General features: G+C 64.5%; 10 protein-coding genes. 7 read left to right on the plus strand and 3 right to left on the minus strand.

The genetic code is table 11. From position 1 onward, the window contains the following. Positions 1 to 158 precede the first annotated feature (158 nt). The 5 genes from B1C78_RS08275 to B1C78_RS08295 all read left to right on the plus strand — a co-directional run bounded on the left by B1C78_RS08275 (position 159) and on the right by B1C78_RS08295 (position 5,489). Positions 159 to 566 (plus strand): hypothetical protein, encoded by a 408-nt coding sequence (locus tag B1C78_RS08275; protein WP_077278695.1) that lies wholly within the window; start codon positions 159 to 161, stop codon positions 564 to 566. Positions 567 to 802: 236 nt separating this feature from the next. Next, positions 803 to 2,734 carry a DUF294 nucleotidyltransferase-like domain-containing protein gene (locus tag B1C78_RS08280; RefSeq protein WP_077278696.1) on the plus strand — a complete coding sequence of 644 codons (1,932 nt, stop codon included), beginning with the start codon at positions 803 to 805 and terminating at the stop codon, positions 2,732 to 2,734. Positions 2,735 to 2,917: 183 nt separating this feature from the next. After that, entirely contained in the window at positions 2,918 to 3,184 is a 267-nt protein-coding gene (locus B1C78_RS08285) for a DUF4212 domain-containing protein (protein ID WP_077278697.1), read from the plus strand. Positions 3,185 to 3,196: 12 nt separating this feature from the next. Continuing rightward, positions 3,197 to 5,029, plus strand: a complete 1,833-nt coding sequence (locus B1C78_RS08290) for a sodium:solute symporter family protein (protein ID WP_077278698.1) — start codon at positions 3,197 to 3,199, stop codon at positions 5,027 to 5,029. A 91-nt stretch (positions 5,030 to 5,120) separates the two neighbouring features. Continuing rightward, entirely contained in the window at positions 5,121 to 5,489 is a 369-nt protein-coding gene (locus B1C78_RS08295; RefSeq protein WP_077278699.1) for a hypothetical protein, read from the plus strand. A gap of 542 nt (positions 5,490 to 6,031) precedes the next feature. Here B1C78_RS08295 and B1C78_RS08300 read toward each other — a convergent pair. Next, entirely contained in the window at positions 6,032 to 6,718 is a 687-nt protein-coding gene (locus B1C78_RS08300) for an esterase (protein WP_077278700.1), read from the minus strand. A 271-nt stretch (positions 6,719 to 6,989) separates the two neighbouring features. Here B1C78_RS08300 and acs point away from each other — a divergent pair, with 271 nt between their 5' ends. Continuing rightward, on the plus strand, positions 6,990 to 8,933 hold the full coding sequence (acs, locus tag B1C78_RS08305; protein ID WP_077278701.1) for an acetate--CoA ligase: 1,944 nt from the start codon (positions 6,990 to 6,992) through the stop codon (positions 8,931 to 8,933). A gap of 253 nt (positions 8,934 to 9,186) precedes the next feature. Further along, entirely contained in the window at positions 9,187 to 9,984 is a 798-nt protein-coding gene (locus tag B1C78_RS08310; protein ID WP_077278702.1) for a proteasome-type protease, read from the plus strand. 198 nt (positions 9,985 to 10,182) lie between these two features. Here the strand turns inward: B1C78_RS08310 and B1C78_RS08315 are convergent, their stop codons facing one another. Next, the gene (locus tag B1C78_RS08315; protein WP_077278703.1) at positions 10,183 to 11,064 is read right to left on the minus strand and encodes a transglutaminase family protein; all 882 of its coding nucleotides are present in this window, start codon (positions 11,062 to 11,064) and stop codon (positions 10,183 to 10,185) included. Continuing rightward, positions 11,061 to 13,622 carry a circularly permuted type 2 ATP-grasp protein gene (locus B1C78_RS08320; RefSeq protein WP_077278704.1) on the minus strand — a complete coding sequence of 854 codons (2,562 nt, stop codon included), beginning with the start codon at positions 13,620 to 13,622 and terminating at the stop codon, positions 11,061 to 11,063. The genes B1C78_RS08315 and B1C78_RS08320 overlap by 4 nt, the downstream gene beginning before the upstream one ends. Positions 13,623 to 13,654: the final 32 nt, after the last annotated feature.

Below are 13,654 nucleotides of genomic sequence, written 5' to 3' on the forward strand. Positions count from 1 at the left end.
GGCCGGCGGCGGAGATACAAACCGTCACCGCGGAATTTCGGCCAGATGCGCCGATTTATGCCACTTATTCAGAAGGTTACACGAAGCCACCGGCCGCCTTGGTGAAATATGCGGGCTAGACTCCATGGCCCGATCCACCATCCGCGGAGGACGCGCCCATGACACCCACGCTGCCCGACGCCATTGAACGGGAACGCGAGACTCTGCTTGAGAACGTCATCAGCCGGCTCAGACGCGAGGGCTTCAACGGCTTCGAGGCCCTGGACCTGCCCGGTTATCCGGATCCCGAACCCCTCACCATCCCGGTACTGAACGTGCGCATGAGACCGGATCTGCGGGCCGAGCATCCCTCCGAGGGGTTGCTCCTGGCGGTCGTGGAGCCGGAGACCGATCTGGGCGAAGCGGCCTGCGGACGCCGCTGGCAGGGACTTGCGGCCTGGGCGGAGCGTCACAAGGTGAGGCTTCAGGTGTTCGTGCACCAGGAGGACCAGGCCCGGGCAAAGGACATCGCCCGACACTGGCACCTGGACGAAGGGCTGGTCCACCCGGTACCGCGCAGGGGGTAATCGGCCCGCGCGCCCCATCACGGGGCCACCTGTCGGACCACTCCGGGGCTTCGTCTGCCCAGGCGCCTGCCTCCGGTGGCCAGCCCGTTACCCGACGTAACACTTTGTTACCTTGGGTAACGCACTTATTGCGACATTCGGTGCCATGCCTATGATTTGCAAGGCAACACTCTGCGGGCACGAATAGTGCTTGTAATCAATCGGTTCATCCGCCAGCGCCTTCGACACATGGACACATGAACGAGCCCCGCCCCGAGACACCGGATTCCAGCCGTCAGGCCAGCGTATTGCTGCCTGTGCTGGAGTTTCTGCGGCGGCACGCCCCCTTCGACCACATGGCGCCGGAGCACCTGGAGTTCCTGGCCAAGCGGCTCAAACTCACCTTCTACGCCGAAGACGAAAAGATTACCGACCCCGACGGCGGCCCGGCGGGGCGGTTCTACATCATCAAGCAGGGCCGTGTGCGGTGCGAAACCCCCAGCGAGGATGAGCAGATCTCGGGCAACACCTGGGAACTGGTACCCGGCGAATGCTTCCCGGTGGGCGCCCTGCTCTCGCGCCGCGCGGTGCGCACTGTTCACCGCGCGGCGGAAGACACCTTCTGCTTTGAACTCGGGCGTGACGATTTCAACCAGCTGCTCAAGCTTTCGGAAGAGTTCTCCGATTTCTGTACCCGCCGGCTGGCCAGCCTGCTGGACCAGCTGCACCGCCAGGTGCAGGCGAACGCCGCCACGGGCCTCGGCGGCGACTCCTCACTGAACATCACGCTGGGCGAGCGCATCCGTCGTGAGCCGGTCACCTGTCTGGGCACAACACCCATCCGCGACGCCCTTCAGGCCATGACCGACGAGAACGTGGGCAGCATCATCGTCACGGACGAGGACCAGCGCCCCATCGGCGTGTTTACCCTGCGGGACCTGCTGACCCGGGTCGCCATGCCCGGACTGGGTATGGATGAGCCCATGGAACGGGTCATGACGCCTGATCCCTTTACCCTGCCCCCATCGGCCTTTGCCTTCGAGGCAGCCATGCAGATGGCCCGGTACAAGTTTCACCACGTCTGCGTGGCGGAGCGCGGCCGGCTGATCGGCGTGATCTCGGAGCGGGATCTCTTCTCCCTGCAGCGTGTGGGCCTGGTCAACCTGAGCAAGACCATCAGCCGATCCAACGATATCGAGTCCCTGGCGGCTCTGGAGCACGATATCCACCAACTGGTCTCGCAGATGATCGCGCAGGGTGTGCAGGTGGACCAGATGACCCAGATCATCACCCTGCTCAACGATCACATCACGCGACGGGTGATCGAGATCTGCCGCAAGGAATTTCCCAAGGCTTCTGTTCAGTGGACCTGGATCGCGTTCGGCAGCGAGGGCCGCCAGGAGCAGACGCTCAAGACCGACCAGGACAACGGCATACTCTTCGAGACATCGGACGAGATTTCGCCCGATGCGGTCCGCGAGGAACTGCTGCCGCTGGCCAGGCGCATCAACGAGGCCCTGGACCAGTGCGGGTACCCCCTGTGCAAGGGCAACATCATGGCCAGCAACCCGGAGTGCTGCCTGAGCGCAAACGAGTGGCGCCAACGCTTCGCCCAGTGGATCGACCACGGCACCCCGGAGAACCTGCTCAAGGCCACCATATTCTTCGATTTCCGGCTCATCGAGGGCGATGCGAAGGCGGTGGATGCGTTGCGCGAATGGCTCACCGAACGCGTCCCGGACAATCCCCGCTTTCTGCACCAGATGGCCGCCAACGCCCTGCGCAACCGCCCGCCCCTGGGTCTGGTGCGCGATTTCGTCGTCTCGGACAACGGCGAACACCCCAACACCATCGATCTGAAACTGCACGGCCTGACGCCCTTTGTGGACGGCGCGCGGATCCTGGCCCTGGCCCACGGCATCCCCGAGACCTCCACGCTGGAACGCATGAACGCCCTGATCAAGGGCAACCACGTGTCGCAATCGGAGGCCGAGGCCTGGATCAATGCCTACGCATACATCCAGCTGCTGCGCATGCGCCAGCACCGGGAGCAGGCGGCGCACGGCGAGAAAACCAGCAACCGGATCAATCCCGACAACCTCAACGATCTGGACAGGCGTATTCTCCGGGAGTCCTTCCGCCAGGCCCGCAAGCTGCAGTCACGTATTGCCCTGGACTACCAGTTATGAGTTTCCTTAGGAGCCTGTCGGACACACCATTTCAGTCAACACAAGCAAAGGGGGGAAGTTGAGTTCCAAGAGCAATCCAAGAACCCAAGGGAGTAACGACTTGAACACGGATTGGTTGGATGGACGAACGCGTTTGGAAAGAACGTTCGATTCAATCATCACCGCAGAGGAAGGAGTCAATCCATGACATTTGACGCAGCACAAAGAGAGGCCTATTGGTCGAGAACACGAAACCTGATGATCGTACATCTGGTCATCTGGTTCATCTTCTCGTATATCGTCCACGCATTTGCCGTGCCACTCAACAACATCAGCTTTTTCGGCTGGCCGCTCGGCTATTACTTCGCGGCGCAGGGATCACTGGCAATCTTCGTGATCCAGCTATTCGCGTTCAATTTCCAGCAGGAAAAGATCAACCGCGAATTCGGCGTCGCCGAAGAAGACGAATAGGGGGGTTGACCAATGGCATTATTCAGCTTCGAGGGGAAGGATTTCGTCCAGAACCTCCCCAAACTATACGGGTTCTACACGGGAGGCTTCCTCGCGTTCTTTGCCCTGATGGCGTTCTTTGAAACACTCGGCATGGGTCCCGACATGATCGGTATCCTGTTCGTGCTGTTCACCATCGCCATCTATGCACTGATCGGGGTGCTCTCGAGAACCATGCAGGTGGACGCCTACTACGTGGCGGGCCGCCAGGTGCCACCGGTATTCAACGGCATGGCCACCGCCGCGGACTGGATGTCCGGCGCTTCGTTCGTGGCGCTCGCCGGCGGCGTGTTCATGGGCGGCCACGGCTACCTCGCCTTCGTGGTGGGCTGGACCGGCGGCTACGTGCTGGTGGCGACCCTCATGGCACCCTACCTGCGCAAGTTCGGCTGCTACACGGTGCCGGACTTCATCGGCACCCGCTACGGCGGCAAGGTCGCACGTCTGTCGGCCGTGCTGGTGCTGGTGGTGGCGTCGTTCACCTACGTGACCGCGCAGATCAACGCCACGGGCACCATCGCCGCGCGCGCCCTGAACATTCCGTTCGAGGTGGGTGTGTGGTTCGGTCTCGCCGGCATCCTGGTCTGCTCCATGCTCGGCGGCATGCGCGCCGTGACCTGGACCCAGGTGGCACAGTACATCGTGCTGATCATCGCCTACCTGATCCCGGTGTTCTGGATGTCCATCGTGCAGGGCTTCGGTCCGCTGCCCCAGATCTCCTACGGGCCGGCCGTGGCGCGCATCATGGAACTGGAGCCCATGGTGGGTGTGGGTACGCTGACCGCCCAGGAGTCCATACGAGGTCTGTCGACGTTGACCACGTTGCATGCGACCCCGCAGGAAGGCGCCATGGCGGCCTGGAGGTTCATCACCCTGGCCATGTGCATGATGGTGGGTACGGCCTCGCTGCCGCACATCCTCATGCGCTACTTCACCACGCCGTCGATCCGGGCCGCCCGCAACTCCGTGGCCTGGTCGCTGTTCTTCATCTTCCTGCTCTACTTCACCGCGCCGGCACTGGCCACGTTCAGCAAGCTGCAGATGCTGGATCCGAACCTGCCGACGGCCATCATCGGTCAGCCGATCGAGGATGTGCTTGCGCTGGAGTGGATCCAGAGGTGGTCGGCGATCGGCATGCTGGCCGTGGTGGACTCCAACGGTGACGGCATCCTGCAGATCAACGAGTTCTTCATCCGGCCCGACATCATCGTGCTGGCCACGCCTGAAATGGCCGGCCTGCCGTATGTGATCTCCGGTCTCGTTGCTGCGGGTGGTCTGGCAGCCGCCATGTCCACCGCCGACGGCCTGCTGCTGGCCATGGCGAACGCCATCTCCCACGACCTGTACTACAAGATCATCGACCCGAAGGCGGAGACCCGCAAGCGTCTGCTTGTGGCCCGCTTCCTGTTGGTGATCATCGGTGCGGGTGGTGCCCTGGTGGCCTCGCTGCAGCTCACGGGTATCCTCGGGGCCGTGGCATGGGCCTTCTGTTTCGCCATGTCCGGGCTGTTCTTCCCGCTGGTGCTCGGCGTGTGGTGGAAACGGGCCAACCGGCCGGGTGCCATCGCGGGCATGCTGGTGGGTCTGGCAGTCGGCTCGTGGTACCTGTACATGGTCTACGCCGGCGGCATGGAACCCTGGCTCGGCCTTGACCACCTGCGCTTCGGTATCGTGGGTGCCGCGGCCAGCGTGATCGCCATGGTTGTGGTATCTTTGATGACCAAGGAGCCTGATGCAGAAACTCAGGCCATGGTCGACGAAGTCCGCCTGCCGCGTGGCGAAACCATCATCCCGGCCAAGCAGTAAAGGTCGGTAATGGCCTTGACCGGGGTGGGCTTCGCCCACCCCGGTTTTTTTTCGACCTGCTGATTGAATGAACACCTGAGGCACAACTTCCATGACCGGTGTCCCTTTTGAGGCCCTCCCCGTCTGGGCCATCATCCTGGACTACGTACTCGGCGTGGTCATGTGGACGCTGATCGGGCGTTCCGGCATGAACCTGTTCCTGCCCGAGAACAGCAACTTCTTCTTCATGCGCTTCTTCGTGCGGGTTACCAACCCGCTGCTGAGGCTCTTCGAGCCCATCACCCCGGGCTTCCTGATACCCATCTTCGTGCCGCTCTACGTGGCATGGTTCTTCTTCATGATCCGCTTCTACCTGATGCCCTGGCTGCTGGGTTACTCGGTGCTGGGCATGCTGTCGTTCCCGCTGGAAAGCGAGATCGGCCAGGGCGTCGCCCACCTGATCGGCCTGATCCTCAACTGACGCTCGGACGTGCCGACGATTCGTGAAGCCGGTTGGTCACCACGAAGATCATTGGAAACAGAAAGAATTTTCTCTCGCAAAGCCGCGAAGCTCGCCAAGAAGGCCAAGAAGGCTTTTATTGAACGGCATTCCTTTGCGGGCTTTGCGTCTTGGCGAATTTCTCGTGGCGCTGATTGGAAAACCCCCGCTTAACCACGAAGCTCACGAAGACCACGAAGAGTTCTTGATCAGCTGCCTTCGTGGTCTTCGTGAGCTTCGTGGTTGAACATCCTTATGCCGATCCCACCTGGCACCGCGAAAGGCGTTTCTCTCGCAGAGCACGCAGAGGATGCAAAGGACGGAAATCGGACAGGTTTGGGGGCAATAACGGACTCAATGGGGCATGCCCGATCCCGCAATGCTGTTGGGGTTCGCGCCGTTCAACCCAAGAAGTTCTTTGACTTCCTTGGCGAGCTTCGCGGCTTTGCGAGAGAAAATTCTTTCTGTTTTCTTGCTGTTCGTGGTTGCCAGGAGTTCCGGCGAACGGCACGAACCCAGACAGATCAGGCAACGCCCGCGTCGCGGGCCGCGGTGAGCACGGCGTCGGCGTCCATGTGCTCGCGCACGTGCCGGCGGATCTCGTTCCAGTGGAAGCGCACGGAGTTCTTCACCACCTCCGCGTCCAGCTGCTTGAGTTCCTCCATGATGGGCGCATAGCGCACCAGGGCCGCCGGGCTTTCGGAAAACGGGCCCTCGTCGTCGGTCACCGCATTCCAGTCCACGTGCTTCAGGCGCTCACGAACCCGTTCTGCGTGTTCCGGAAACTCCTTGTCCGCATCCTCCGGCACGCCCGTTTCCCGGAGGATGACCTCCACCGCTTCCCGCATCAGGCGGCCGACGTCCGCGGGCGAGCCGGGAGCCTTCAGACGCAGCATCCCGCCGCAGTACACGGCCAGATCCGAGAGGCACGCGAGCCACATGTGCCACTTGGCGCCGTTGATGGAGACCACGAACACATCGTCGTCGAAGAGCTCCGGGTAGCGCATGCCCGCCCGGGTGCGCAGGTAGCCGTAGAGCGACGTCTGGGCGATATAGCTCGCCCGGGTCTGCAGGAAGTGCCGGAGGCTCTGCAAATCGTTGATCGGCTCGGGACGGCGCCTCAGACCCGCGATCAGGTAATCGTGCGCGGTCTGCCACAGTTCCGATATTCGAGACCACAGCGATGTCTGCGGGAGGGTGCCTTGGGCCATGTTCACGGGTTCCGCGTGGGATCAACAGGGGCCGCCCTTGGGCGGCCGCAGTACCGGACCGTAACGGCAACATCCTGCGCCGTCAAGCCAGGCTTCATCGCACATCGCGGCGTCGTTGCACGCCACGGAGCACCTGCAGATCCCTGCACACATGTTATCCTTGACAAGGCAAGCATTTTCGTTCGGTCCGGGCCGCAGATGCGCCGGACGTATCTTCACGATCGGGCCCATCATAAATCCCGACGGCCCCCATGCACGAGGAGAAAGGTCCATGTCTGAAGTCAAAGTCCACGACATCCCGGAGGCCTTCGCCTCCACGGCACACGTGAACGCCGACCAGTACAAGGAGATGTACCAGCGCTCGGTGCAGGACCCGGAGGGATTCTGGTCCGAACAGGCCGAAAAGTACGTCACCTGGTTCAAGAAGTGGGACAAGGTCCTGGACTGGTCCTTCAAGGGCGACGTCCACATCCGCTGGTTCGAGGGCGGCAAGCTCAACGTCGCCTACAACTGCCTGGACCGCCACCTGGACACCCGCGGCGACCAGACCGCCATCGTATGGGAAGGGGACGACCCCAAGGAAGACCGCACCATCACCTACCGCGAGCTGCACGAGGAGGTCTGCCGGTTCTCCAACGTGCTCAAGTCGCGCGGCGTGAAAAAGGGTGACCGGGTATCCATCTACATGCCCATGATCCCCGAGGCCGCGGTGGCCATGCTGGCCTGCGCCCGCGTCGGCGCCGTCCACTCGGTGGTGTTCGGCGGTTTCTCCCCCGACGCGCTTCGCGATCGCATCCTGGACTCCGACTGCCAGGTGGTGATCACCTCGGACCAGAGCCTGCGCGGCGGCAAGAAGGTGCCGCTGAAGAAGAACGCCGACAAGGCCATGGGCCAGTGCCCCAACGTGCACACCTGCATCGTGGTCAAACGCGGCGGCGAACCCGTGGAGTGGAAGGACGACCGGGACGTCTGGTACCACGAGGCCATGAAGGAGGCCTCCACCGACTGCCCCGCCGAGGAGATGGACGCCGAGGATCCGCTGTTCATCCTCTACACCTCCGGCTCCACCGGCAAGCCCAAGGGCGTGCTGCACACTACCGGCGGTTACCTGCTGCAGGCGGCCATGACCCACAAGCTGGTGTTCGACTACCAGGACGGCGAGATGTACTGGTGCACCGCCGACGTGGGCTGGGTAACCGGGCACACCTACATCGTGTACGGACCGCTCGCCAACGGCGCCAAGTCACTCATGTTCGAGGGCATCCCCACCTACCCGGATACCGGCCGATTCTGGGCCGTGTGCGACAAGCACAACGTGGCCACCTTCTACACGGCCCCCACCGCCATCCGCATGCTCATGGGCGCGGGCGACGAGTTCGTCAAGAAGCACTCGCGCAAATCCCTGCGCCTGCTGGGCACCGTGGGCGAGCCCATCAACCCGGAGGCCTGGGAGTGGTACTACAACGTGGTGGGTGACGGCCGCTGCCCCATCGTCGACACCTGGTGGCAGACCGAGACCGGCGCACACATGATCACGCCGCTGCCGGGCGCCACCCGCCTCAAGGCCGGTTCCGCCACCTTCCCGTTCTTCGGCGTGCAGCCGGTGCTGCTGGACGACCAGGGCAAGGAGATCACCGGCAACCCGGCCACCGGCAACCTGTGCATCAAGCATCCCTGGCCCAGCATGATGCGCACGGTCTACGGGGACCATGACCGCTTCATCGAGACCTACTTCAAGCTGTATCCGGGCTACTACTTCAGCGGCGACGGCGCACGCCGCGACGAGGAAGGCTACTACTGGATCACGGGCCGCGTGGACGACGTGCTCAACGTCTCCGGCCATCGTCTGGGCACCGCGGAGATCGAATCCGCCCTGGTGCTGCATCCGAAGGTGGCCGAGGCCGCGGTGGTGGGCTATCCCCACGAGATCACCGGCCAGGGCATCTACGCTTACGTGACGCTCATGGCCGGCGAGGAAGGCAGCGACGACCTCAAGAAGGAACTGGGGAACCTGGTGCGCGAGGAGATCGGCCCCATCGCCAAGGTCAACCTGCTGCAGTTCGCCCCGGGGCTGCCCAAGACCCGTTCCGGCAAGATCATGCGCCGCATCCTGCGCAAGATCGCCGCCAACGAACTGGACAACCTGGGCGACACCTCCACACTGGCCGACCCGGGCGTGGTGGACAACCTGATCGAGAACCGTTTGAACAGGTAGGAAGGCGCGGAGGCAAGAGGCACGTCACACCCCGGATAACCCCCCTCCCCCGCCTGCGGGGGAGGGCCGGGGTGGGGGCCCGCCGCAGCAGGATCAAAACCACCCGCACCCTGACCCTCTCCCATGAGGGGACGGAATGCCCGAACACTCTTGCCTCTTGCCTCTTGCCTCTGCTCCTTCATACATTGACCGTAAGCCCCGCCCCGCCTACCATTCTCGGCTCCACTGTCCCCGGTAATACCAGATCTCACCCATGACCTACTGCGTCGCCATCGCCCTGGACGAGGGGCTGGTCTTTGCCTCCGACTCGCGCACCAATGCCGGCGCCGACCAGGTCAGCACCTACAGCAAGATGCACACCTTCGAGGTGGAGGGTGAGCGGGTGTTCGTGATGCTGGCGGCGGGAAACCTGGCCACGACCCAGGCCGTGCTCAACCAGCTCAAGCGAGACATGGATGACAGCGCCGAGGAGAGCCTCAACTCGGTCCAGTACATGTCCGAGGCGGCGGCCTACCTGGGGCGCCTCAATCGCGAGGAACAGGAGAAACACACGGACGCCTTGTCCAGGGCGGGGTTCACGCCGGAGGCATCGTTCATCCTGGGGGGGCAGATCGACGACGGCACCCCGGAGATCTTCATGATCTACCCCCAGGGCAACTACATCACCACCTCACCCCACACGCCCTTCCTGCAGATCGGCGAAAGCAAGTACGGCAAGCCGGTTCTGGACCGCATCATCCGTCCGGACACCTCCCTGGGGGATGCCACCCGCTGTGCGCTGGTCTCCATTGATTCCACCATGCACTCCAACGTCACGGTGGGCCCGCCCATCGAGGTCCTGATCTACGAAAAGGACAGCCTCACCTTCAACCACTACCTGTGCCTCGAGGCGGACGACGATTACCTGCTGACCCTCAAGCGGGCCTGGGACGAGAACATCAAGAAGGCCTTCCGCGACCTGCCCCGCTTCGAGTGGGAATCCGTCAACACCCGCAAACGCCGCGGCACCCAGGTGAGCGCGAAGAAGAAAACGGCGAAGAAAAAGCGGTAGGAGCGGCGACCTCGCCGCGAATTGCCTGGACGGGGAAAGGCCGTTCATTCACCACGAAGCACACGAAGGGCACGAAGTCATCTGATCAAGAATCCTTCGTGCCCTTCGTGTGCTTCGTGGTTCAGACCATCGTTCCAGGAATGCCCGACCGGTCTGTTCGGCCCGGGGTCGGGCCTCCTACACGATTCCATTCATCCTTCATCCTTCCAAGGCCACATCCACGGCCACGCTCAGCCCGTGGCTGTCGCCACCGCCGAAGAGCACGCCCTTCAGCGGGGTGACGTCCGTGTAGTCGCGGCCCCAGGCGAGGGTGATGTGGCGCTCCATGGGGATCAGGTTGTTGGTGGGGTCGAAGTCCAGCCAGCCCTGGTCGGGATCGAATACAGAAAACCAGGCGTGGGAGGCATCGGCGCCCTGGAGCTTTTCCTGGCCCGGCGCAGGTCGGGTCTCCAGGTATCCACTGACATAGCGCGCGGCGAGCCCGGTGGCCCGCAGGCAGCCGATGGCCAGGTGGGCAAAGTCCTGGCAGACGCCCCTGCGATGTTCCAGCACCGTTTCCAGCGGCGTCGTCACGGTGGTGAAGCCGGGATCGTATTCGAAATCGTCGTGGATGCGGGCCATGAGGTCTGCGACGGCCTCACGCAGCGGGCGCCCCGGCACGAAGGACGGCCCCGCATAGGCCCCGAGGCCGGGCAGCGCGGGGATGCGCGGCGATTCCAGTCGGTAGGGCCTCGCATCCAGCACGGCCTCCCCGGTCTCCCGGTCCAGGCGGGTACGCACCTCTTCCCACGGCGTGTCACGCACGAGATTCAGCTCACCGGCATCGCCCATCACCTCCACCGTGCTCTCCGCGATCACGCGCAGCGTGGTATGCGGCTGATCGATGGTCAGAAAGTTCACCCGGTTGCCGAAGAAATCCTCCCGGTCGCTGCGATACGCCGCCCCGGGTTCGCACGCCAGGGACGCCAGCACGCATTGCTGGCGGGGCGTGGCACGCGGGGTCAGCCGGGTCTCGTTGTGGCACAGGTTGACCTGCTCCGGATACCGGTATTCCGTGACATGACGGATGCGGTATCTCATGACGATGACTCCGGATCCAGGGCGTGCTGGCTGTGAGCGAAGGCGAAGTATTGGGCCACCAGGGCCTCCGCCGTCTCGTGCAGAAGATGGCTCTGGCGCGCCAGCAGCTGGTCCAGGGCGCCGCGCACGCCGCTGTCCGGGTCCGCCTGCACCAATGCGTCGGGGTCTGCGAGACGCAGCGTCATCAGGGCCTCCAGCACCGGTCTGGCCAGGGAGGATACCCGCCCACCGGAACCGGGCTCCGGCAACTTGCGCACGTGTTCATCCAGACGCTCCAGCTGGAAAAGCAGCGCACGGGGGTTGGCGGACTCCTGCAGCATCAGGTCCAGCACGCCGGACATCTCCGGCGGCGCCCGGTGACCGGTGCGGTACGCCGTGAGGCTCTCGCCCCACGCCAGTACCGCCTCCATGAGCAGACTCTCGGCCATGAACTCCTGTCGGGCCACGAGGGTGGCGCGCAACAGATTGACGGTCAGCTGGGCCCGCTCAAGGCGCCGCCCGGTATCCAGGAATACCCAGCCGGTCTGACGAATGGTGCTCTCCTGTGCCAGGCCCGACAAGGCCAGCAGCCGGGTCACCACCTCGTCGAGATTGTCGCGCAGTTCTTCCGGGTCGGTGGCGGCATCGGCCACCAGGTTGCGGGACTGCTCGCGCAGCGACGCCAGCACCCGCCAGGAATCGCCCGAAACCCGGTCCCGAAGCGCGTAGGCGGCCTGGAAGAGGCTGCTCAAGGTGAACCGCAGGGTGCCCGGGCGTTCGCCGTCGGTAATCAGCGAGAGGATCTCACTCTCAGGAGCCGTCAGGCGTTCCCCGCCGCCTTCGCCCACGAAGCCGGGGTAGCAGGTGGTCAGGTGCGTCAGCGCCCGCAACAGGGCATCCAGCGCCGCCTGTTCATGGGGCCCGGACAGGTCCCGGGCCTGGCGACGGCGCTTGAGGACGCCCCGGATGAGCCTCAGGGTCCCCTCGGCGCGCTCGGCGTAGCGCCCCATCCAGAAGAGATTTTCCGCCACGCGGCTGGGCAGGGACGACTGCATGCCCACTGCCGGGCCCTCGGGGATGGCCGCCAGCGGACCCGAGGCGGGCTCCGGTTCCGACGACAGCACCCACGTGTCCTTGCTGAGGCCCCCTTCCTGGTTGGAAACCACCATGTCTCCCGGACGCCCCGCCACTCGCGTGAGTCCGCCGGGCATCACCAGGTAATCATCCTCCCGGGCACACAGGAAGGCGCGCAGGGCCGCATGACGCGCCTCGAAGGCGCCGTCCTCCGCCAGCACCGGCGCCGTTGAAAGGGCGATCTGTTCCTGCCCCACGTAGCGGCCCGGATGAGCCCGGATACGCGTCCTGAGCGCCTCCAGCTCCTGACCGGAGAGCAGCGCGCCGAACACCGGGCGGCTGCTGCGGCCGGGCCCGTCCACCCGCCGCACCACCAGCCGCTCCAGGTTGGCCAGCACATGCTCCAGCCCCCCGGGGTCCCCGCACCACCAGGTGTCGACCGACGGCAGTTCCGGGTCCTGGCCCAGGAAATAGCGCCCGATGGCGGGCAGGAAGGCCGACAGCGCAGGCGACTCCAGCACGGCGCTGCCCAGGGGATTGGCAACGGCCACCTGGCCCCGGCGCACGGCTTCCACCAGACCTGCGACCCCCAGGCGGGAATCCTGGTGCAGTTCCAGGGAATCGCAATACACGTCATCCACGCGGCGCAGGACCACGTCCACCGGCTCCGGCCCACCCAGGGAACGCAGCCAGACCCGGCCGCCGGAAAACAGCAGGTCCTCGCCCTGGACCAGGGTGTAGCCCAGGTAACCGGCCAGGTAGACGTGCTCAAACCAGGTCTCGTTGAGGGGGCCGGGCGAGAGCAGCACCACGCGCGGTTCGGCATCCTGCCGCGGCGACAACGAGGCCAGGCGCTGGCGCAGGGCATGGAAGAAGCCCGTCAGGCGGTGCACCCCCGCCTGTCGGTACAGACTCGGGAACACCCGCGAGAGCACGACCCGGTTCTCCAGCGCGTAGCCTGCGCCGGACGGGGCCTGGGCACGGTCTCCCAGCACCCACAGCTGCCCGTCCGGCCCCCGGGCCAGGTCGCAGGCATAGAGGGTGAGGGCCTGCTCGGGCAGGGGCAGATTGTCGCAGGCGTGCAGGAAGCCCAGCTGACCGAAGACCAGATCGGGCGGCAGGATGCCCCTGCGAATCAGGTGTCTCGGTCCGTACAGATCCCTGAGGGTCAGGTTCAGCAGTTCCGTGCGCTGCACCAGCCCCGTTTCCACCCGCGCCCATTCGCCGCTGTCCATGAGCAACGGCACCGGATCCAGCGGCCAGGGCCGCTCCGCCCCCCGGGGATCGGAATAGACGTTGTACGTGACCCCCGTCTCCCCCAGCAGCCGGCGCGCCTCGTCGGCCCGGGTCAGCAGCCCCTCGCGCCCCAGCCCCTCCAGCGACTCCATGATCCCGGTCCAGTGGGGCCGCGGCGCCCCCGGCGCGGCACACAACTCGTCATACACGCCCTCGGGGGGTGCATAACGCTCGTGCAGAAAGCGGCTGTCGTCTGGGGTGGCGGACACGGGGGATTCGAAAGTCAAGATTCAAGATTCAA

Source organism: Thioalkalivibrio denitrificans (assembly GCF_002000365.1).
Lineage (GTDB): Bacteria > Pseudomonadota > Gammaproteobacteria > Ectothiorhodospirales > Ectothiorhodospiraceae > Thioalkalivibrio_A > Thioalkalivibrio_A denitrificans.

Coding starts and splice junctions, on each gene's coding strand:
- acs (WP_077278701.1), top strand. CDS start 6,990: ATGTCTGAAGTCAAAGTCCACGACATCCCGGAGGCCTTCGCCTCCACG.
- B1C78_RS08290 (WP_077278698.1), top strand. CDS start 3,197: ATGGCATTATTCAGCTTCGAGGGGAAGGATTTCGTCCAGAACCTCCCC.
- B1C78_RS08280 (WP_077278696.1), top strand. CDS start 803: ATGAACGAGCCCCGCCCCGAGACACCGGATTCCAGCCGTCAGGCCAGC.
- B1C78_RS08295 (WP_077278699.1), top strand. CDS start 5,121: ATGACCGGTGTCCCTTTTGAGGCCCTCCCCGTCTGGGCCATCATCCTG.
- B1C78_RS08300 (WP_077278700.1), bottom strand. CDS start 6,718: ATGGCCCAAGGCACCCTCCCGCAGACATCGCTGTGGTCTCGAATATCG.
- B1C78_RS08275 (WP_077278695.1), top strand. CDS start 159: ATGACACCCACGCTGCCCGACGCCATTGAACGGGAACGCGAGACTCTG.
- B1C78_RS08315 (WP_077278703.1), bottom strand. CDS start 11,064: ATGAGATACCGCATCCGTCATGTCACGGAATACCGGTATCCGGAGCAG.
- B1C78_RS08310 (WP_077278702.1), top strand. CDS start 9,187: ATGACCTACTGCGTCGCCATCGCCCTGGACGAGGGGCTGGTCTTTGCC.
- B1C78_RS08285 (WP_077278697.1), top strand. CDS start 2,918: ATGACATTTGACGCAGCACAAAGAGAGGCCTATTGGTCGAGAACACGA.